The 19,738-nt window shown below is 69.8% G+C and carries 14 protein-coding genes and 1 riboswitch; of the genes, 3 read left to right on the top strand and 11 right to left on the bottom strand.

Annotation, left to right across the window (positions count from 1 at the left end; translation table 11 throughout):
• Positions 1–6: 6 nt before the first annotated feature.
• The 7 genes from V2J18_RS16775 to V2J18_RS16745 all read right to left on the bottom strand — a co-directional run bounded on the left by V2J18_RS16775 (position 7) and on the right by V2J18_RS16745 (position 7,590).
• Positions 7–1,977, bottom strand: a complete 1,971-nt coding sequence (locus tag V2J18_RS16775) for an AsmA family protein (protein ID WP_336132392.1) — start codon at positions 1,975–1,977, stop codon at positions 7–9.
• 148 nt (positions 1,978–2,125) lie between these two features.
• Positions 2,126–2,791: a PAQR family membrane homeostasis protein TrhA gene (gene trhA, locus V2J18_RS16770; protein WP_336132391.1), complete on the bottom strand. Its 666-nt coding sequence runs from the start codon at positions 2,789–2,791 to the stop codon at positions 2,126–2,128.
• Positions 2,792–2,959: 168 nt separating this feature from the next.
• On the bottom strand, positions 2,960–3,199 hold the full coding sequence (locus V2J18_RS16765) for a hypothetical protein (RefSeq protein ID WP_064749813.1): 240 nt from the start codon (positions 3,197–3,199) through the stop codon (positions 2,960–2,962).
• Between the two features lie 117 nt (positions 3,200–3,316).
• Positions 3,317–3,805 carry a hypothetical protein gene (locus tag V2J18_RS16760; RefSeq protein WP_064749814.1) on the bottom strand — a complete coding sequence of 163 codons (489 nt, stop codon included), beginning with the start codon at positions 3,803–3,805 and terminating at the stop codon, positions 3,317–3,319.
• Positions 3,805–5,409, bottom strand: a complete 1,605-nt coding sequence (locus tag V2J18_RS16755) for a peptide chain release factor 3 (RefSeq protein ID WP_336132390.1) — start codon at positions 5,407–5,409, stop codon at positions 3,805–3,807. The genes V2J18_RS16760 and V2J18_RS16755 overlap by 1 nt, the downstream gene beginning before the upstream one ends.
• A 136-nt stretch (positions 5,410–5,545) precedes the next feature.
• Positions 5,546–6,469 carry a peptidoglycan DD-metalloendopeptidase family protein gene (locus V2J18_RS16750; protein ID WP_336132389.1) on the bottom strand — a complete coding sequence of 308 codons (924 nt, stop codon included), beginning with the start codon at positions 6,467–6,469 and terminating at the stop codon, positions 5,546–5,548.
• Positions 6,470–6,489: 20 nt separating this feature from the next.
• A complete protein-coding gene (locus V2J18_RS16745) occupies positions 6,490–7,590 on the bottom strand; it encodes an NHL repeat-containing protein (protein ID WP_064749819.1) in 1,101 nt (366 codons plus the stop codon).
• Positions 7,591–7,739: 149 nt separating this feature from the next.
• A riboswitch (SAM riboswitch) is annotated at positions 7,740–7,855 on the top strand.
• 90 nt (positions 7,856–7,945) lie between these two features.
• Here V2J18_RS16745 and metX point away from each other — a divergent pair.
• The 3 genes from metX to V2J18_RS16730 are packed head-to-tail and all read left to right on the top strand — an operon-like array spanning position 7,946 to position 11,402.
• Positions 7,946–9,016, top strand: coding sequence for a homoserine O-succinyltransferase MetX (metX, locus tag V2J18_RS16740; RefSeq protein WP_079248360.1), 1,071 nt, complete (start codon positions 7,946–7,948; stop codon positions 9,014–9,016).
• Entirely contained in the window at positions 9,013–10,263 is a 1,251-nt protein-coding gene (locus tag V2J18_RS16735; protein ID WP_336132388.1) for an O-succinylhomoserine (thiol)-lyase, read from the top strand. Before metX ends, V2J18_RS16735 begins: the two co-directional genes overlap by 4 nt.
• Positions 10,260–11,402, top strand: a complete 1,143-nt coding sequence (locus tag V2J18_RS16730) for a homoserine dehydrogenase family protein (RefSeq protein ID WP_064749820.1) — start codon at positions 10,260–10,262, stop codon at positions 11,400–11,402. The genes V2J18_RS16735 and V2J18_RS16730 overlap by 4 nt, the downstream gene beginning before the upstream one ends.
• An 803-nt stretch (positions 11,403–12,205) precedes the next feature.
• On the opposite strand, the gene V2J18_RS16725 is transcribed toward V2J18_RS16730, so the two are convergent.
• The 4 genes from V2J18_RS16725 to V2J18_RS16710 all read right to left on the bottom strand — a co-directional run bounded on the left by V2J18_RS16725 (position 12,206) and on the right by V2J18_RS16710 (position 19,710).
• Positions 12,206–14,260: a glycosyl hydrolase family 18 protein gene (locus V2J18_RS16725; RefSeq protein ID WP_336132387.1), complete on the bottom strand. Its 2,055-nt coding sequence runs from the start codon at positions 14,258–14,260 to the stop codon at positions 12,206–12,208.
• A gap of 715 nt (positions 14,261–14,975) precedes the next feature.
• Entirely contained in the window at positions 14,976–16,259 is a 1,284-nt protein-coding gene (locus V2J18_RS16720; protein ID WP_064748329.1) for a c-type cytochrome, read from the bottom strand.
• Positions 16,256–16,843 (bottom strand): (2Fe-2S)-binding protein, encoded by a 588-nt coding sequence (locus tag V2J18_RS16715; RefSeq protein ID WP_064748328.1) that lies wholly within the window; start codon positions 16,841–16,843, stop codon positions 16,256–16,258. Before V2J18_RS16715 ends, V2J18_RS16720 begins: the two co-directional genes overlap by 4 nt.
• Entirely contained in the window at positions 16,840–19,710 is a 2,871-nt protein-coding gene (locus tag V2J18_RS16710) for a xanthine dehydrogenase family protein molybdopterin-binding subunit (protein ID WP_336132386.1), read from the bottom strand. The genes V2J18_RS16715 and V2J18_RS16710 overlap by 4 nt, the downstream gene beginning before the upstream one ends.
• Positions 19,711–19,738 lie beyond the last annotated feature (28 nt).

Below are 19,738 nucleotides of genomic sequence, written 5' to 3'. Positions count from 1 at the left end.
ACGCGTTCAGTTCGCCGCGTGTCCGGCGCAGCTTGCGTCCTTGCCCGGTCCCAGCTCCAGCGTCGCCAGCAATGCGGCCGGCGGTGCGATGCTGCCCAGGGCCAACGCCGCCGCGCCGCGCAGGCCCAGGCGCTTGTAATCGGGACGCGCGCGGGGATGCTTGAACGTACCGTCGATGTACAACGGCGTGCGCAGCGCCAGCAGGCTGCGGTCCTTGGGCCGGGCGCGAATGGTGAGATCGAGTTTTTCCTGGGCGAGGTCGATCGTGCCCTTGCCGACCAGCAAGGTATCGCTGGTGTCGAAGGCCAGCGCGCGCGCGCTCATCACCCCGTCGGCGACGGCGAAGTCGCCGAACGCGCAGCGGATCGGGATCTTGCGGTCGTGGGTGAGCTTGAACTTGAGGATCTCGGCCAGGTCGATGCCGGTGAATTCCATCAGCAGGTTGCTGATCCGGCCCGGGCCCATGCCGACCGCGACCTCGCCGTCGCTGCTGCCGAGCATGCGCGCGACTGAGTCGCCTCGGCCGCTGAGGGCCATGCGGCCGCCGACCTTGCCGACCGCGTCGCTGGCCAATCTGACGTTGGGCAGCAGCTTGGCCAGGGTCAGGCCGCGCGCGTCGATGTCGGCACGGGTGCGGATCGGCGCCTGGCGCGCGTCCATGACCACGGTCGAGCGGATCTCGCCGTCGGCGACGCCGAAGTTCAGCGGCGACAGCTTCAGCAGGCCGTTTTCGAGCAGCAAACGGGCCTGCATGTCGTCCAACGGCCAGCCCGGCGCATTGATGCGCCCGGCGCGCAGGCGTACGTCGGCGTCCATCGCGCGCAGTTTGTCGAGCCGGTAGGGCGTGTCCGGCAGCAGCTTGGCGCTGGCCTGCAGGCGTGCGTTCTCGGCCGCGAGCTCGGGATTGGTGCTTTCGCCGCGTCCGGCTTGCGGCGGCGCGCCGACGAAGCCGGCCAGATCGTCGAAGTCCAGCCGCTTGGAGACCAGGTCGGCGCGCAGGTACGGACGCCGTCCGCCGGTGGCGACGCTGGCGTCGCCGGACAGGTCGCTGTCGCCGACCCGGCCGCTGAAACCACGATAGCGCCAGGTCGTGCCTTCGCGGCTGAGGCGGCCGTCGAGCGCATAGGGCGGGGTGTCGGGAATCGCTAGCCCCAGCAGCGGATACAGATCGGCCAGGTTCGTGCCGGCCAGGGCCAGTTGCAGCTCGAAGTCGCGCAGGTGGAACGGGTCGATCAGTTCGCCGCGCGCGTGAGCGCGGGTGGCGCCGGCGCTGGCGCGAACGTCGATGCGGTACGGGCGCTGCGCATGCCGCAGCTCCAGCGGCGATTCGGCGCGGCCGAGCAGCTTGAACGGATTGCCTTTCCAGCGTCCGCTGCCTTCGACCTGCACCGGCGGCGCGGCGTCGGCGCGTTGCGCGGCGCGGCTGGCGACATGCAGGTTCAGATCGGTCTTGCCGGCCGGGTCGAGGAATTCCATCCGCCCGTCGTCGATCCAGATCCGCCGGAACACCGGCAACTCGCCGTCGCCGTCGCGTTCGAACTTCCAATTGCCGCCATGCTCGGCGTCGCTCTGCAGGTTCAGCCGCGGCTGGCGCAGGCGGATTTCGGGAATGCGGACCTCGCCCTTGAACAAGGGCCACAGTTCGATCGCCAGTTCCAGGCGTTGCGCGCTGGCCATCAGCGGCCGCCGCGCCCACGGCGCATTGGCGAAGCTCAGTCCGTCGGCGCGGATCACCGGTACCCGGCCGAGATCGACGTCGAGAGGGCCGGCGATGTCGAGCCGGCGCCCGGTACGCGCTTCGACCTCGCGCTCGATCGGGCCTTTGAACCAGTTCCAGTCCCACAGCAGGATCAACGCCAGCACGGCCAGCGCGAGCAGGCCGACACCGACGCGGAGCGGGTGACGGCGCAAACGCGCGCGCCAGGACGGCGTCGCGGTGGCGGTGGAGGGCGGTATCGGCGGTTTGTCGTGGCTCATCGCGGGCGGGCGCCGGCCGATCGTGGCGGAGGCGCGCGTCGGCGCGCTCCGTTCGGCCCGCGCGTGGGGACCAGTTCGACGATGGCCTCACCATCGCCAGGCACCGGTAAAGCCGGGGTGAACGCGTCGTGGACGCGCTGTGCGGCGTTCAGGCCGGCGACGGCACCACTTGCGACAGCACCGCGATGTAGTGGCAGACGCTGCCGGCGACGACGAACAGATGCCAGATCGCATGCGAGTAGCGCAGCGACGGCCGGTGATAGAATACGGTGCCGAGGGTGTAGCACAGGCCGCCGGCGAGCAGCCAGCCCAGGGTCCACGGTTCCAGCGCCTGGATCAGCGGCTTGATCGCCACCAGCACCAGCCAGCCCATGGCGATGTAGATCAGGGTCGACAGCAGCTTGAAGCGGCCGGTGTAGAACAGCTTGAACACGATCCCGGCCAGGGCCAGGCCCCAGATCGCCGCGAACAGCCCCCAGCCCCAGGGACCGCGCAGGCCGATCAGGGTGAACGGCGTGTAGGTGCCGGCGATCAGCAGATAGATCGCGCAGTGGTCGAACACCTTGAGCCGGCCCTTGACGATCGGGTGCTGGATCGCGTGGTACAGGGTCGAGGCCAGATACAGCAGCAGCAAGCTGATCCCGAACACGATCGAGCTGCCGAGCTGCCAGGCATCGCCGTACAGCGCGGCCAGGGTGATCATCACCGAACCGCCGGCCAACGCGGCGGTGGCGCCGAGGCCGTGGGTCAGGGCGTTGGCGATTTCCTCGCGGATCGAGTGGTCGCCGTGTGCGGGGGCGTGGGCGGCGGTCATGGTCCCAGCATCCTAGCGCGGTCTGGAGCAAATGCTCGGCCCCGGCGCGAACCGACCGACGGGGTAAGGCGACGCCGGTCCGGTTTCGCGATCCGGATCACGCCGGCGTTGCGGCACCCGTCGTCCGCGGAGTCCCGGGCGGGGCTCCGCGGACGGAAGCGTCGGCGTTCAGCCGGCCGGCACGGCGCCGTACTGCGACATCGACGGCATGCCGACGAACAGCAGGATGATGCCGACCACGTAAATGACCAAGGGAATCTTGTTGGCGGCGAAATTCATGATCGCGAACACCAGCGCCACGAACGGTATCAACAGCGAACCCAGTCCCCACCAGATGCTTTTGCGGAACGCGTTGACGACGATCCACAGACCGCCGATCAGGCACAGCGCGATGCCCAGGTAATACATGACCCCCTCCCGTATGGACGCCGGCCGGCTCGGCCGACCGGGTCGATGCTAGTCGATGCTGCCGCGCAGCATCGGGAGGGCGGGGGCAGCGAGCCTGTGGCGCGCAGACGCCGAGGCTCACTCGAGTTCGTTGAGGCGGCGGATCCTGCGCAGCCGGCGTTGGATCTTCTGCGGCTTGGGGAAACGGTATTCCTCCACTTCCACCAGCAAGCCGCAGCCCTCGCCGAAGGCTTCGCGCATCGCATAGAGGCGGCCGTTGCCTTCGAAGGCGAGCCAGCGCGCGCCGTCGCGAACCACCTTGATCTGCGAGACCGAGGGAATGATCTCGCTCAGCGCGGCCAGATCGAGCCGGCCGAGGGCCAGCAATTCCTCGCGCCGCGCGGCCAGCGCCTGGGCCCGCGCACGGGTGGCCTGCTGCGCCGACTCGCGGTCGATGCGGTGGATCGGCTGCAGTTCGCGCAGCGGCACCAGCGCCTGCGCCTTGTCGCCGCGTAGGCGGTGGATGTCCATGATCACCTTGGCCATGTAGGCGTCCTTGTAGTCGAGCGCGGCGACTTCGCTGCGCTTGCTCAACAAGTACAACCACCATTGGCGCAGGCGCGACATCAGTCGACGGCCACCGCGTGGGCGTGCTCGCGGGTGGCCAGGAACTCGACGCCGGGGGCGCGCTCCTGGGCCAGCTGCAGGTTGACCCGGGTCGGCGCCAGGTAGACCAGTTGGCCGGCGGCATCCAGGGCCAGATTCAGTGCGTTCTTGTCGCGGAACTCTTCCAGCTTCTTGGCGTCGTTGCAGCGGATCCAGCGCGCGGTCGCGACCGAGACCTGCTCGAAGCTGGCATCGACGCCGTACTCGTCCTTGAGCCGGTAAGCGACCACGTCGAACTGCAGCACGCCGACCGCGCCGAGGATCAGGTCGTTGCTCATCAGCGGGCGGAAGAACTGGGTGGCGCCTTCTTCCGACAACTGCGCCAGGCCCTTCTGCAACTGCTTGAGCTTGAGCGGATCGCGCAGGCGGGCGCGGCGGAACAGTTCCGGGGCGAAATTGGGGATGCCGGTGAAGGACAGGTTCTCGCCTTCGCTGAAGCTGTCGCCGATCGAGATCGTGCCGTGGTTGTGGATGCCGATCACGTCGCCGGGCCAGGCGCTCTCGGCGATCTCGCGGTCGCTGGCCATGAAGGTCAGCGCGTTGGCCAGCTTCACTTCCTTGCCGGTGCGCGGATGGAAGGCCTTCATGCCGGCGCTGAACTTGCCCGAGCAGATGCGCATGAACGCGACCCGGTCGCGGTGCTGCGGGTCCATGTTGGCCTGGATCTTGAACACGAAGCCGGACAGCTTGTCTTCGCCCGGCTGCACGTCGCGGCTGGTGGTCTCGCGCGGCTTCGGCGCCGGCGCGTGCTCGACGAAGAAGTCCAGCAGCAGCTGCACGCCGAAGTTGTTGACCGCCGAGCCGAAGAACACGGGGGTCCGCTCGCCGGCGAGGTACTTGGCCTTGTCGAACGGGTGCGAGGCGCCTTCGACCAGTTCCAGCTCCTCGCGCAGTTCGGCCAGCATGCCGGCGCCGATCCGCGCTTCCAGCGCCGGGTCGTCGATCGAGGCGAAGATGGTCGAGTCCTGGCGGGTGAAGTTGCGGCCCTGTTCGTACAGATGCACTTCGCCGCTGATCAGATGGACCACGCCCTTCAGGCGCTGGCCCATGCCGATCGGCCAGGTGATCGGCGCGCACTGGATGCCGAGCACCGACTCGACCTCGTCCAGCAGTTCGATCGGGTTCTTGCCTTCGCGGTCGAGCTTGTTGATGAAGCTCATGATCGGCGTGTCGCGCAGGCGGCACACCTCCATCAGCTTGATCGTGCGTTCCTCGACGCCCTTGGCCACGTCGATGACCATCAGCGCCGAGTCGACCGCGGTGAGCACGCGGTAGGTGTCCTCGCCGAAGTCGGCGTGGCCGGGGGTGTCGAGCAGGTTGACGATGCGGCCCTCGTAGGGGAACTGCATCACCGAGGAGGTCACCGAGATGCCGCGCTCCTTTTCCAGCGCCATCCAGTCCGAGGTGGCGTGGCGCGCGGCCTTGCGGCCCTTGACCGAGCCGGCCATCTGGATCGCGCCGCCGAACAGCAGCAGCTTTTCGGTCAGGGTGGTCTTGCCGGCGTCGGGGTGCGAAATGATCGCGAAGGTGCGGCGGCGGAGGGCTTGCTGGGTGACTTCGGACATGAGGACGGCGCGCCCGGGGCGCGTCGGGAGTCGAGAGGAAGGCGGCGATTATACCCGGGGGCGGCACCCGCGCCGGCGGCAGGGCGGCGGACCGCCGGAGGCGGGCGGGACCCGGGGCGGGGGAGGCGGCGCCGGGTCAGCGCGCCCCGCCGCTCAGGTGCAGGGGGCCTTGCGGGCCGGTCATGCGGAACGGGATGGATTCCAGGCGCATGCCGCGGTTGACCTGGACCGCGAAGTGCAGGTGCGGGCCGGTGCTGAAGCCGGTATTGCCCGATAAGCCGATCTGCTGCCCGGCGCGCACCCGCTGGCCGAGCCGCACCATCACTCCGCCGTCGTCCTTGAGGTGGGCGTACAGGGCCATGCTGCCGTCCTCGTGGAGGATGCGGACGAAATTGGCGCGGTCGCCGTACTTCTCCAGGTTCAGTCCGGCCTTGTCGAAGTCGGACTCGACCTGCATCACCGTGCCGTCGCGCGCGGCCAGCACCGGGGTGCCGATGTCGGCGGCGAAGTCGACCGCGTAGCGGTGTTCGGGCTCGTTGTGGCTGAAATGGCCGCCGTAGCCCTGGTCGATGCGGAACTGCTGCTGCTGCAGCGGCAGCAGGTAGTCGACGTTGCGCGCGCGCGCGTCCGGGTCGCCGGGGGTGCTGCGCATATTGAGTTCGAAGTCGCCGCCGCGGGTCGGGTCCTGCGCGCTGAGCACCGCCACCACCGCGCTGCTGCGCGCGTCGACGATGGCCCGCGCCGGCAGGTGCGGCGAGCCGACGATGTTGTTGCTGTGGGTGAAATCCAGCCGCACCTCGATCGGCCCGGCCAGAGTGTTGTCGGCCCAGGCCAGATAGCGCTCGCCTTCCTGCAGCACGCGCAGGCGGGCGATCGCGCCGGGCTCGGCGCGGAAGGCGAGGCGTTCGACTTCCGCGGGCGGCGCCTTGTCGGGGGCGCGGTCGCCGTAATGGACGATGCCCTGGCGGTCGGTCCAGCGATACAGCTTGCCGGCTTGCGCGGCGGCGGCGATCAGCGCGGTCAGGCAGAACAAAGCGGCGAGGATAGAAGGGGCACGCATGGGCGGATCGGGAGCGGGCGTCAGTTCAGGCAGGAGGAGGACAACGACAGAGTGCGGGCGATCTCGCCGAGATCGAACGCGGCCACCGAGCGGTCGTCGTGCACCGCGTACAAGGCGCCGAACGGAAATCCGGCGGTGCCGGCGGCGTGCAGGACGATGCCGTCGGTGTGTGCGGTGACCTCGCCGCGGAAGCTGCCGCGCGGCGCCAGGCTGGCGCGGTCGAAGACATGGAAGACGGTACGCGGCATCAACTGGTCGACGGCGATCCAGTAGCCGCCGCCGTCGGGGCAGCTCCACAGGGTCACGCCTTCGGCCTGGGCGTCGAAGCTGCGGTCGGGCAGGCGGCGGCCGGTGTAGCGGCCGGCCAGGGTGTATTCGCGCAAGGTCGACAGCCGGCGGTCGTCCTCATCGGCGATCAGCAAGCGGTCGTTGGCCGGGTCGCCGGCGATCGATTCGACCACGCGCAGGGCCGCGTCTTCGCTGGTGTCGCCGAACGCGCCCAGGTACTCGCTGCTCAGGCGGCCGTCCTGGTCGAAGTGCAGCCGGTAGCGGCGCACGCGCTGATCGAGTTCGTTCAGCGGCGGCACCCGGTCGTACTTGTCGCCGTACATGAAACTGTCGGTGACATAGGCTTCCAGCTCGCCGGGCGCGGTCTCGTTCAGCCACAGGCCGTAGGGGCTGCGCAGCTGGGCTTCGCCGAAGCTGGCCAGCGGCGCGAAGTCGGGCAGGCGCAGCACCTGCACCCGATGGTTGTCGCGTTCGACCACGAACACGTGGTCGCCGAACACCGCCAGCCCGTTGGGGCGCTTGAACTGGCCCAGGGCCTGCCCCTTGCCGCCGACGCTGCGCAGGCGCTCGCCGGTGTCGGCGTCGTAGACCTGTAGCTGGTGGGTGGACTTGGCGCTGGCGATCAGCCAGGTCTTGCCGTCTTCGCCGGGCCAGGTCGCGAGCGAGTCGAGCTCGTCTTGCGGGCTGGGCGCCGATACGAAGCGCTCGGGCACGGTGCGCAGCCGCGCCGGGCCCGCCGAAGTGGTCCGGGATTCCGATTCCAACACCGGGCGGCTGGCGCAGGCGGCGAGCAGGGTCGCACTGAGGGCGACGGCAAGGAGACGGCTGTTCATCGTGGCAAGTGTATGCGCGACGGATGGCGACCGGGGGAGGGTTTCGGCTGCGATGGCGGTCCGATTTCGCGGTATCGGGAGGCTAATAATAAATCGCTATATGCGGATGAAGCGATTGACAGCCTCCGGGGGCGCCGGCAGACTGTGCCCATCCATCGAGACCGGCTGAGGGACAGGCCCTTAGAAGCCGGGGCAACCCAACGCGGCGCAAGCCGCGCGAAGGTGCCAATTCCTGCGGCCCGCCCCCGCCCCAGAGGTGTGGAGGCGTCGGTCGGAAGATGGTTGCGAAGTGCGCCCCTCGCGGCGCACTGGCGACTTGCAAGCTCGATGGCCCCGTTCCTATCGGATGCCCGCCATGAGCTTCGCCCACAGCCCCGTTGCCAGTTTCGACGCCAGCGAGCGCTTCGTCTCCCACGAAGCGTCCGCGTTGGCGCCGGTCGCCGCCGTCGAGCGCCTGAGCGCGCGCGGCGCCGCGACCCGCGGCGAGATCGCGATCGAACTCGACCTGCGTCACGCCGGCCGCCGCCGCGTGCTGCTGCGTTACGAAACCCAGGGCGAGGCCGGCCTGCCGGTCTTGTTCGTCGCCGGCGGCATTTCCGCCCACCGCCATCTGGCGCCGAGCCGCGAGTTCGCCGAAGCGGGCTGGTGGCACAGCCAGGTCGGCGCCGGCCGCGCGCTGGACCCGCAGCGCTTCCATCTGGTCTCGTTCGACTGGATCGGCGCCGACGGCGAACTCGACGCGCCGCTGGACCCGGCCGACCAGGCCGACGCGATCGCGGCCCTGCTCGACGCACTGCGCATCCCGCGCCTGCAAGCCTTCATCGGCTACTCCTACGGGGCCATGGTCGGCCTGCAGTTCGCCTCGCGCCACCCGGCGCGGCTGGGCGAGCTGATCTCGATCAGCGGCACTCACCGCGCCCACCCCTATGCCGCGGCGTGGCGCGCCCTGCAGCGCCGCGCGGTCGCGCTCGGCGCGCTGCAGTGCGACGAGAGCCAGGGGCTGGCGCTGGCGCGCGAGCTGGCGGTGCTGAGCTACCGCACCCCGGAAGAGTTCGCCGAGCGTTTCGGCCCTGCGCAAGTGCGGGACGGCCGGGTCCGCGTCGCCGCCGAGGATTACCTCGACCACTGCGGCCACAAGTACGTCGCCCGCACCTCGACCACCGCCTTCCTGCGTTTGTCCGAATCGATCGACCTGCAGCAGGTCGACCCTTCGACCATCCGCCTGCCGGTCACCGTGGTCGCGGTCGGCGAGGACCGGCTGATCCCGCTCAGCGAATCCTACGACCTGATCGAGCGCCTGCGCGGCGAGACCCGGCTGCGCGTGCTGCGCTCGATCTACGGGCACGACGCTTGCCTGAAAGAAGAAACCGACATCGACACCATCCTGCGCGAAGCGCTGGCCGACTGTAGCCAGGTGGCCGCATGAGCATTGACATCAACGGAGCGGCCCACGTGACCCAGACCTCGACCCAGACTGCCACCCCCCCGACCCGCAACGCCTGCACGGCCGCGGTGCGCGCCGGCATCGACCGCGATGCCGCCTACGGCGCGGTGACCCCGCCGATCGTGTTGTCGTCGAATTTCAGCTTCGCCGGCTTCAACGACAAGCGCCAATACGACTACACCCGCAGCGGCAACCCGACCCGCGACCTGCTCGGCGAAGCGCTGGCGGAACTGGAAGGCGGCGCCGGCGGCGTGGTCACCTCGACCGGCATGTCGGCGATCACCCTGGTGCTGCACGCCTTGCTCAAGCCGGGCGACCGCATCGTGGTGCCGCACGACGGCTACGGCGGCAGCTGGCGCCTGTTCAACGCGTTGGCGGCCAAGGGCGCGTTCGAACTGGTCACCGCCGACCTCACCGACCCGCGCTCGCTGACCGAAGCCCTGGCGACCAAGCCGGCGGTGGTGTGGATCGAGACTCCCTCCAACCCCCTCCTGCGCATCACCGACCTGCGCTTCGTGATCGAGGCCGCGCACGCCCAGGGCGCGCTGACCGTGGTCGACAACACCTTCCTGTCGCCGGCGCTGCAGCGTCCGATCGCGTTCGGCGCCGATCTGGTCGTGCATTCGACCACCAAGTACATCAACGGCCACAGCGACGTGGTCGGCGGCGCGGTGGTGGCCAAGAGCGCCGAGCATCACCAGCAACTGACGTGGTGGGCCAACGCGCTGGGCCTGACCGGTTCGCCGTTCGACGCCTTCCTGACCTTGCGCGGCCTGCGCACCCTGGATGCGCGCCTGCGCGTGCACCAGGAGAACACCCAGGCCATCGCCCAGTTGCTCGATGCCCACCCGGCAGTGCGCGTGGTGCATTACCCGGGCCTGGCGTCGCACCCGGGCCACGCGCTCGCGGCGCGCCAGCAGAAGGGCTTCGGCGCCATGCTCAGCGTCGAGATCGAAGTCGGCGTCGATGCGGTGCGCGCCTTCGTCGACGGCCTGAGCTGTTTCACCCTGGCCGAATCGTTGGGCGGGGTGGAAAGCCTGGTGGCGCACCCGGCGACCATGACCCATGCGGCGATGTCGCCGGAAGCGCGCGCCGCCGCCGGCATCGGCGACGGCCTGCTGCGCCTGTCGGTCGGCATCGAGCATGTCGACGACCTGATCGCCGACCTGGAAGCCGCGCTGGAGCGCGCTTCGGCGGCGGTGGCCACCGCGGCGCGCGTCAAACGATGAGCGCGGCGGCCAGCGCTTTGTCGGCGCCGGCGTCCGCCGCGCGCATCGCCGCCGCCAACGCATCGGTCCTGCCGGCGCGGGTCGCGCTGCTCGGCACCGGCACGGTCGGCGGCGCAGTGCTCGCGCGACTGAACGCTTGGCACGGCACCCGCCTGGGCGAGCGCCTGTCGCTGGTCCACGTCGCCAATTCGCGCCGCGCCGCGGTCGACCGCGCCGGGCTCGCACCCGAGCGTGCCGCCACTGCGTTGACCGCCAGCGATCGGCCCAGTTCGCTCGACGACGTCGCCGCGGCTCTGTCCTGGGACGGTCTGGCCGGCGACGGCGCGCGAGTGGTGGTCGACGCCACCGCCAGCGAAGCGGTCGCCGAGCGCCATGCGCAATGGCTGGCGCAGGGCATCCACGTGGTCACCGCGTGCAAGATCGGCCAGGGCACGTCGCTGGCGCGCTGGCGTGCGATCCGCGACGCCTGTGCGCGCGGCGGCAGCGGTTACGGCGACAGCGCCACGGTCGGCGCCGGCCTGCCGCTGCTGCGGAGCCTGCGCGAACTGCAGGCCGGCGGCGACCGCATCCACGCCATCGCCGGCGTGTTGTCGGGCTCGCTGGCCTGGCTGTTCAATCATTACGACGGCATGCGCCCCTTCTCGGCGCTGGTACGGCAGGCGCGCGACGCCGGCTACACCGAACCCGATCCGCGCGACGACCTGTCGGGCGAGGACGTGCGGCGCAAGCTGCTGATCCTGGCGCGCGCGGCCGGCGTGGCGCTGGACGCGGGCGAGGTCGAGGTGGCCTCGCTGGTGCCGCCGGAGCTGGCGATCCTGTCCAAGGACGGGGTCGACGCCGCGCTGCCGGCGCTGGATGTGCCGCTGCGCGAGCGCTATGCGGCGGCCTACAAGAACGGCGAGAAGCTGCGCTTCATCGCCCGCCTGGACTGCGGCGGAGACGGCCGCCACACGGCGCGGGTCGGGCTGGAGTCGTTGCCCGGCGATCACCCGCTGGCCGGCGGCGCCGGCACCGACAACAAGGTGGCGATCTGGTCCGACCGCTATCGTGTCCAGCCGCTGGTGATCCAGGGGCCCGGCGCAGGCGCGGAGGTCACCGCGGCGGGCTTGCTCGACGACGTGCTGCGGCTGGTGGGCTGAGCGGCGCCCTTCCGCGTCTTTGTCCTGTTCCCTTGTAGGAGCGGCGTCCCACAGGGATTTCCTTCGGGCACAAGCCGCGACCACGGGACGCGCGGAAAATCCAAGGCCGACGCTATCGATCGAAGCTCAAAGCCATCGCCTGTAGGAGCGGCGCAAGCCGCGACCGCCACCTCGCCCGTTCGCCGCGTCTTTGTCCTGCGCCCCTGTAGGAGCGGCGTAAGCCGCGACCGCGCTCGTGCGGCCTCGCGCCGTTTGTCGTTCGCAGGTCTCTGAAGCTTCAAAGCTATAAGGCTCCAAAGCTATAAGGCTCCAAAGCCAAGCCGCCGTCCGCAAGCGGCCGGGTCACTTTCTTTGTCCAAGGCGACAAAGAAAGTAACCAAAGAAAACGCCATGGCTGTTTCGAATCAAAAGCCACGATGGGACGAGGTTTGCGCAGGGCTGCTCCGCACAGGCCATCCCTGGCCTGGCTGCGCACGGCCCGCCTCCCTGCGGGCCGCCCTCCGGGGCTTCAGGGCGTTCTCGCGAGGTCGGTGCGGCGCCAAGCTCATTACGGCAACGGCAACGGCAACGGCAACGGCAACGGTGCCGGCTGCGACAAAAAACGAAATCGGAGCGCCGATCGGGGGGGTGATCGGCGCTCCGTTGCAGATCACCGCGGCGTATCGCTCGCCGCGGCTTTGCAAAAACTGGATCGAGGGGCTAGCGCAGCCGGCCTCGCGATGCAGGAAACCCGTGGGCGGGACGGAGAGAGAGTTCCGTCCCGGCCCCTCTCCCGCGCGGGAGAGGGGGTGAAGCGGATCGGTTTACTTCAGGCCGTTGCTGATCGCGTTGACCAGTTCGCCCTGGGCGTCGTCGCCGCTGAACTCCCAGAAGAACGCGCCGCCGAGGTTCTGGGCCTTGACGTACTGCATCTTTTCGCCGATCAGCGCCGGCGTGTCGTAGCTCCAGAAGGTGTTGCCGTCGTACTTCCAGGTCGCGCGGGCGTTGGCGTCGGTGTAGATCGTGCCGGGCTTGCCCTTCAGCACCTTGTAGTCTTCGATGCCGGCCTCGTAGGTGCCCTGGGCGGCGCTGCCGCTCTGGTACAGGCCGTTGTTGACGTTGGCCACGTTGGTCCAGCCGCGGCCGTAGAAACCGATGCCGAGGTTGATCTTCGAGGCCGGCACGCCGCGGCTCAGGAAGGCCTCGATCGCGTCGTTGGAGTTATAGAACTTCTGGTCGCCGGTCGAGGGATCGTTGGGCGAGGCGAACAGCGCCGAGTGATGATTGGTCTTCGGATCCCACGCGCCGTGGAAGTCGTAGGTCATCACGTTGATGAAATCCAGGTACTGGTGGTACGCCGCCGGATCGGTGACGCGGATCTTGTCGATGCCGGCGCCGACGGCGACGGTCAGCAGCAGGCCCGGGCGCACCGCGTCGAGCTGCTTGCGGAACTCGGCCATCAACGCGTTGAAGTTGGCCTTGTCCTCCGGCGTGCCGCAGGTCAGGCCGCAGGCGACCGGGTACTCCCAGTCGATGTCGATGCCGTCGAACACGCCGGCCGCTGCGCCCGCGCCGCCCGCGCCGTCGGTGACCGGCAGGTTGCCCTTGATGTAGGCGTCGACGCAGGAAGCGACGAAGGCCTGGCGGTTTTCGGCGCGCGCCGCGCTGGAGAAGCCGCGCGACCAGGTCCAGCCGCCCAGCGAGATCAGCACCTTGATGTTCGGGTACTTGGCCTTGAGCTGCTTGAGCTGGTTCCAGTTGCCGCGCAGCTTCTGGTCCCAGGTGTCGCCGACGCCGCTGACGCTTTCGCCGGCCTGGAACGACTTGGTGTAGTCGGCGAACGCGTCGCCGCCGACGCCGGTGTTCGGATCCGACGGCACGGTCAGGCCGACTTCGCAACGGTTGTTGCGTACGTTGCCGAAGGCGTAGTTGATGTGGGTCAGCTTGGACGCCGAGCCGCTGGTGTCGATGTTCTTGACCCGGTAGCCGCGGCCGTAGATGCCCCACTGGGCGAAGTAGCCGATCACCTTCTTGTTGCCGCCCGGCGTGGCCGGCTTGGTGGTGGCGCTGATCGAGGCGCTCTGCGCCGAGGCGTTGCCGGCGTTGTCGCGGGCGCGCACGGTGAAGGTGTAGCTGGTGCTCGCGGCGAGATTGTTGACCACGTAGCTGGTGCCGGTCGGCGAGCCGGCGAGGCTGCCGTTGCGATAGACGTCGTAACCGGCCACGCCGCTGCCGCCGCTGTTGTCGGTGGAGGCGTTCCAGCTCAGCGAGACGCTGCTGGAGGTCTGCGCGGGCGAGGTCAGGCCGGCAGGCACGCTCGGCGGTGTAGTGTCGGCCGGGCCCGAGTTGACGGTGACGCTGACCGCGGACGAGGTGGTGGTGGCGTTCTGGTTGTCCTTGGCCACCGCGGTGAAGCTGTGGCTGCCGGCGCTGGCGTTGCTCCAGGTCACGCTGTACGGCGCGCTGGTGTCGACGCCGAGCGAGGTCGTGCCGCGGAAGAATTCGACGCTGGCGATGCTGCCGTCGCTGTCGGCGGCATTGGCGCTGACCGCGATGTTGGCGCCCACGTTGTAACTGGCGCCGTTGCTGGGCGAGGTCAGCGACACGGTCGGCGGCTTGTTGCCCGGGCCGGTGCCGCATACACCCAGGTCGGTGTAGTAGTTGCAGCTCGGGCAATGGGTGGGCGGGGTGTTCCAGATCGGGCCGTTGGCCTGATACAGGTGATTCTGGTAGGTCAGCTTGTCGCCGGCGGCGTAGATGGTGGACGGGTTCCAGGCCGGAACGCCATTGCAGGAGGCCTGCGCATACGCCGTCGACAGCGACGACGTGGCGGCCAACGCCGACAACAACAGCAGGTTTGCGGACCGTGCGTGTCTCATGAGTGCTTCCTCTCCCGTGCGTAGTCAAGACTTCGCCGGCCGCGAACGGCCGACGGCAGATCCCCGCCGTGTTTGAAAAAGGGCTGCTGGCCCTGCGCATTGCCGGGGAGCTCGGGCTCCCTCGAGTGATCGGCGCAATGCGCCGTCGGGTGCTGCTGCCTGTCTTGCCGCGTACTGCCGCCGCAGCGGCGCGACCGGTGCGATGGGCCGGTCGTACGCGTTGTCGCGATCCCCTGTGGAGAGAGCGGCTGTCCTCCTGTGCCCGCCGCAGCGTGTCTGGCGCGAGCGGCGCGCAGGCGCGTCCGGCTCGTTCGTGTGCAAACTGGCGACGCGTGACAACGTTGTCAACGTACTCGCTAGGCCTTTGCGCTGCAGTTCACAGAATCGGCTGACAACGTTGGTTCAGTTGGCGACCGTTTGCTGCGACGCAGCGAAATCATGCGCGAAAAGAGCCTGAGAAACAGTGAGATAAGTCCATGTCCGTTGGACATTGTTTGTCATGTCGAGACAAGCGCGACGCGCTTCTCGTCTTCGCATGCGGCTTCATGTTGCGTTGCGCAATCGTGTCCGGCGCATCAATCCGGCGCGTGCCGCAGTGGCGCGGTTCGAAGGTTCGCCGAGCCGCCGGCCGCCGGTGCGATGCGGCCTGTCCACGCTTCGGATCGCGGCTGCGGCAGCGAACGCGGCGTGTCCGCGCGCGTTCGACCGTACAGGTTCAGCGGTGCGCGGCGCGGCTTTCGCGCAGGTCGCGCACCTGTTGCGCGGCGACGGCGTCGTTGCGGCCGCCGTAGCGGTTGCGCAGCCACTGCGCGAGTTCGGCGACTTGCGCATCGTCGAGTTCTTCGCCGAAGCCGGGCATCTCCTGCATGCGTTCCATCCCAGGCAGGACGTGCTCGGGCAGGCCGTCGAGAATGGCGACGATCAGGTTGTGCGCCCGTGGATCGCGCAGGCCGCTGTTGCCGCGCAAGGCCGGCGCGACATGCGGCACGCCGTCGCCGTCGCGGCCATGGCAGCCCGCGCACAGCGCCAGATAGCGATCGTAGGCCGGCGATGGCGCGGGCGGTTCGGCCGGCGCGGCCAGTGCCAGCGCGGGCGCGGCGCGATCGCCGGTCAGGTAGGTCGCGATCGCATCCACGTCCTCGTTGCGCAAATGACGAGTGGACAGGTCGACCACCTTGAGCATCTCGTCGGACGCCACCGCCTGTGCGGCGCGGCCGGTGGCGAGGTACTCGCGCAGCGCGGCGCGATCCCAGCCGCGCGCGGCCAGGCCGTGCGGGGTCAGGTCGGGCGCGGCGAAACGACCCAGGTCGGCATTGCCCTGCAAGGGCCGGTCGCGGTCGATCTGGCCCAGCCAGCCGCGCGGACTGTGGCATTCGCCGCAATGGCCGAGGGTTTCGACCAAGTACCGGCCGCGTTTCCATTGCGCGGACTGTCCTTGCGAGGCCGGCGTGGCCCGCGCGCCGGCGAACAGCCCGTTCCAGGCGTGGATGCCGCTGCGGAGGTTGAACGGAAAACCGACTCCGTTGCGCAGGTTGGCCTGCCTGACCGGCGTGCGGGTCATCAGATAGGCGTAGATCGCGTCGCTGTCGGCGCGGGCGATATCGCGATAGGACACATAGGGCATGGCCGGATACAGCTGGTGGCCGTCGCGCGCTTCGCCGCGGGTCAGCGCGTGGTGGAAGTCGTCGGCGGTGTAGCGGCCGATGCCGGTATCCGGGTCGGGGGTGATGTTGGTGCCGTGGATGACCCCGAACGGCGAGGCCAGCGGCACGCCGCCCGCGAACGGCGCGCCGCCGTCGGCGGTGTGGCAGGCGGCGCAGTCGGCGGCCGCGGCGAGGTAGCGGCCGCGCTCGATCTGCGCGGCGCTGGCGTGGACGGTCTGCACCGGGCCCCGTTGCGCCCACCAGGACCATGCCCAGCCGATCAGCCAGAGTGCCGCGGCGATCAGCGCCAGCCACAGCAACAGCCGCAACGGCCGCCTGCGGTTGCGCCGGCTCATGATCCGCGCTCCTTCGGTTCCGCATCGCTCACCAACCCTGGCGTATCCAGGGCCAGTTGCCGCACCGCCTCGTAATAGCGCACGTAACCGGTGCAGCGGCACAGGTGAGGGTTCAAGGCTTCGGTGATGGCGTCTTCCAGCTGGGCGCGCGCTACCGGCCGCTGGCGCAGCCGTTCCAGCAGCACGGTCGCGGCGTTGACGAAGCCCGGCGTGCAGTAGCCGCACTGGAAACTGAAGTGATCGAGGAAGGCCTGCTGCACCGGCGAGAGCTCGACGATGCGGCCGCCGTCGTCGCGGCGCGCATGGCCTTCGACGGTGCGGATGCGCTTGCCGTGGAAGTAGTGCGCGCCGGTGATGCAGCTGCGCACTTCGCGCGGGCCGCGCTCGTCGTCGACGATTACGGTACAGGCGCGGCAGACGCCCTGGCCGCAACCGAAGCGGGTGCCGGTCAGGCCGAGGTACTCGTGCAGCACGTCGATCAGCATCATGTCGTCGGGGACCTCGACCGGGCCGTAGGCGCGGCCGTTGACGGTCAGGCGCAGCGGGCGGCTGCGCAGCCCCTGGGTATCGGCGTCGGCGCTCATGCGCGGCTCTCCGGGGCGAGGGTGGCGCCGGCGCCGGCCGCATCGTCCTGCGCCAGCGCGGCCAGGACTTTGTCCGGCGTGATCGGCAGCTCCCGCACGCGCCGGCCGGTGGCGTGCGCGAAGGCGTTGGCGATCGCCGGCACCACCGCGATCATCGTGACCTCGGCGATGCCCTTGGGCGGATCGCTGTCCGACAGCGGCGGCAGCATTTCGCCGGTTTGTTTCCACACCGCGACGTCGCGTGCCCGCGGCAGGGCGTAGCGGTTGAAATTCCAGGTGCCGTTGCCGGGGCCGTCCTCGTACAACGGCAGATACTCGTGTAGGGCATGGCCGATGCCCATCGCCAGGCCGCCCTGCAACTGGCCCGACACCAGTTCGGGCACGATCGGCGTGCCGCATTCCATGATCGAGTGATGGTTGAGCAACTCGACGCGACCGGTCGCGGTATCCACCGCGACTTCGGCCAGGGTGCCGACCACGCTGTAGTAGACCACGCCGGCGTTGTTGCGCTGGGTCGGCGGGTAGTGCACCCGGCGCCGTTGCAGCATGCGATAGCCGTTCGCGGTCGGCGCGCCCGGCCCGGTGCCGGCGCCATCGCCCCAGCGCAAGGCGAGGCCGTCGAGCGGCAGCCGCGCCTCGTCGCCGGACAGGGCGAATTCGGCTTCGGCCCATTGCCAGCGATTGAAGGTATGCACCACTGCGCCGGTCGCCAGGCCCAGTTCGTAGGCCGCAGCGGCGAGTTCGGGCAGGGCCAGCGGTTGCAGGCCGGCTGCGGTCAGGCGGCCTTCGATCCAGCGCGCGTCCTCGCGCCGCACCGACAGCGGCGCGAGCTGGCCGCCGCCGTAGCCGCGGCGCCACAGCGCCAACGCCGCCGGCCACAGGCCTTGCACGAATACCTGCCGCGCCGCCTCGCGGGTGGCGTGGCCGAAGAAGTAGGCCGAGTTGCTGGCGCTGCTGGGACTGGCGTAATTCGGCGTCCAGCGCGGATCGCCGGCATGCGCGTCCTGGGTCGCCTGCGACATCAGCCAGGGATCGTCGGTGGCGACCATCGGCAGCTCCGGCCACGCGGTTTCGCCGGTGCGGACCTCGTCGGCGGGTCGCCCCAGCCACGGCGCGCACAGCGCGGCCTGGCTGCTGGCCATGCCGGTGCCCATCTCGATGCCGATGTGGCGCAGGACGATGCGGCCGTCGCGCCCCAGCGCGACTTCGGCGAACGCGGCCTCGGCGCCGGTGCCGTAGTCCTTCTGCACGCAGCCGAAGCCGACCCCATAGCGATGGCCGGGATGGGCCGCTTCGTACTCGCGCTTGCGCGCGGCGCGCTGGGTCCACAGCGGGTGCATGCGCGCCTTGCGCAGCACCTCGCCGGCGCGCTGCACGCCGCCGGGAATCGCGCCCTGGGTGTTCTTCATGCCGGTGTCGAACACGTTGCGCAGGCGCAGTTCGATCGGGTCCAGGCCGAGTTCGGCGGCGATCTCGTCGACCAGCATTTCGGTCGCGCCCATGCTCTGCAGGGTCCCGTAGCCGCGCGCCGAACCGGCGTCGAGCGCGCGCGAGGCGATCACCGTGCTGGCCAGGTCGCTGCGCGGAAAGTAGTAGATCGATTGCGCCGCGGTCGCCGCGACCAGGCACACCGAAGGCGAGAAATTGCGCCGGCCGCCGCCGTCGCCCTGCATGCGGCCCTGGAAGACTTCGAAGCGGCCGCTGGCGCGATCCAGCTTGAGCCGGTAATGCATGCGGAAGCTGTGCCGCTTGAGGCTGGACTGGAACTGCTCGTAGCGATCGTTGGCCAGCCGCACCGGTCGGCCATCGCCGTACAGCGCCGCCATCAGCGCGTAGAACGGGAACGGGTTGTGGTCCTTGGAACCGTAGCCGACGGTGTAGCAGGGATGCAGCACCAGCGCCTTCGCCGCGAACCGGCTGGCGGCGAGCATGCGCGCGCCGTCCTCGGCGACTTCGTTCGGCGACTGCGTCGCCGACACCGCGTGCACAGTGCCGGTCGCGGCGTCGAACCAGCCGTTGCCGTTGTCCGGCTCCATCGCCGCGGTGTCGATCGACTGCGAGAAGTACTCGCGTTCGAACACCTGCTTGCCGGCGCCGGCCGCATTGAGTTCGGCCTCGATCGCCTCGGCATGGGCCATGCCCTGGGCGTCGAGCTTGCCGGCCGCGTCGGCCGCGGGCCACTGCGGCAGTTGCTTGCGATAGCCGGCCGGGAACAGCGGCGTGTCCTTGAGGCTGGAATAGGCATCGTCGTCGAACGCGGTAGCGCCGCCGACGCGCACGTAGCGGAAGCTGGCCCAGGGCTCGCGTTCGATCGGGCCGGTCTGCGCGCCCCAGCGGATCAGGTCGTCGCGGAACTTGAGCCGGGTCTTGGCCGCGCGGAAGCGGGCGAAGTCGTGCCAGATCAGCAGGGCGACGGCCTGGCCGAGGTAGGCCGGGGTCTTGCCCGGCGGCAACAGCATGTCCTCGCCGTAGAACGGCGGCAGGGCGACGCCGTCGCGGGTCAGATCGGCGGCGGCGACGACGCGGTCGGGCTGCAGGCCGGCCTCGAGCGCCGACAGATCGAAGCCCTGGTAGACACGGTCGGCGCGGGTCGCGCGCAGCAGCATCGCGTGCGCTTGCTGCGCTGGCCAACCCGGCAGGTCGCGGCTGCGGATGTCGTAGCTGAAGAGCTTTTCGCCGGCGACCTTCGCGGTGGCGTCGGTGCGGTAGCGCAAGCGGCCGCGCGCCGGATCCCACGGCGGCGGGCGGAGGCGTTCGCGTTCGAACAGGGCGGCGAGGACGTCGCTGCCGGGAGCGGCGACGTACACGGCGATGCCGGCGACCAGACTGGACTTGAGGAAGTCGCGACGACTCAGGCGAGCGGGCATGGGCAGGCTCCGGCTGGCTGTGCCGATA

Origin of the sequence: Lysobacter firmicutimachus, from assembly GCF_037027445.1 — a bacterium.
In the GTDB taxonomy this organism is placed as follows: Bacteria; Pseudomonadota; Gammaproteobacteria; order Xanthomonadales; family Xanthomonadaceae; genus Lysobacter; species Lysobacter firmicutimachus.
The sequence above is the reverse complement of the archived record's forward strand: the minus strand, read 5'-3'. Positions and strand labels throughout refer to the sequence as shown.

Excerpts from the sequence above, each read along its gene's own strand:
- V2J18_RS16775 (WP_336132392.1), bottom strand. The coding sequence starts at position 1,977 with ATGAGCCACGACAAACCGCCGATACCGCCCTCCACCGCCACCGCGACG.
- trhA (WP_336132391.1), bottom strand. The coding sequence starts at position 2,791 with ATGACCGCCGCCCACGCCCCCGCACACGGCGACCACTCGATCCGCGAG.
- V2J18_RS16765 (WP_064749813.1), bottom strand. The coding sequence starts at position 3,199 with ATGTATTACCTGGGCATCGCGCTGTGCCTGATCGGCGGTCTGTGGATC.
- V2J18_RS16760 (WP_064749814.1), bottom strand. The coding sequence starts at position 3,805 with ATGTCGCGCCTGCGCCAATGGTGGTTGTACTTGTTGAGCAAGCGCAGC.
- V2J18_RS16755 (WP_336132390.1), bottom strand. The coding sequence starts at position 5,409 with ATGTCCGAAGTCACCCAGCAAGCCCTCCGCCGCCGCACCTTCGCGATC.
- V2J18_RS16750 (WP_336132389.1), bottom strand. The coding sequence starts at position 6,469 with ATGCGTGCCCCTTCTATCCTCGCCGCTTTGTTCTGCCTGACCGCGCTG.
- V2J18_RS16745 (WP_064749819.1), bottom strand. The coding sequence starts at position 7,590 with ATGAACAGCCGTCTCCTTGCCGTCGCCCTCAGTGCGACCCTGCTCGCC.
- metX (WP_079248360.1), top strand. The coding sequence starts at position 7,946 with ATGAGCTTCGCCCACAGCCCCGTTGCCAGTTTCGACGCCAGCGAGCGC.
- V2J18_RS16735 (WP_336132388.1), top strand. The coding sequence starts at position 9,013 with ATGAGCATTGACATCAACGGAGCGGCCCACGTGACCCAGACCTCGACC.
- V2J18_RS16730 (WP_064749820.1), top strand. The coding sequence starts at position 10,260 with ATGAGCGCGGCGGCCAGCGCTTTGTCGGCGCCGGCGTCCGCCGCGCGC.
- V2J18_RS16725 (WP_336132387.1), bottom strand. The coding sequence starts at position 14,260 with ATGAGACACGCACGGTCCGCAAACCTGCTGTTGTTGTCGGCGTTGGCC.
- V2J18_RS16720 (WP_064748329.1), bottom strand. The coding sequence starts at position 16,259 with ATGAGCCGGCGCAACCGCAGGCGGCCGTTGCGGCTGTTGCTGTGGCTG.
- V2J18_RS16715 (WP_064748328.1), bottom strand. The coding sequence starts at position 16,843 with ATGAGCGCCGACGCCGATACCCAGGGGCTGCGCAGCCGCCCGCTGCGC.
- V2J18_RS16710 (WP_336132386.1), bottom strand. The coding sequence starts at position 19,710 with ATGCCCGCTCGCCTGAGTCGTCGCGACTTCCTCAAGTCCAGTCTGGTC.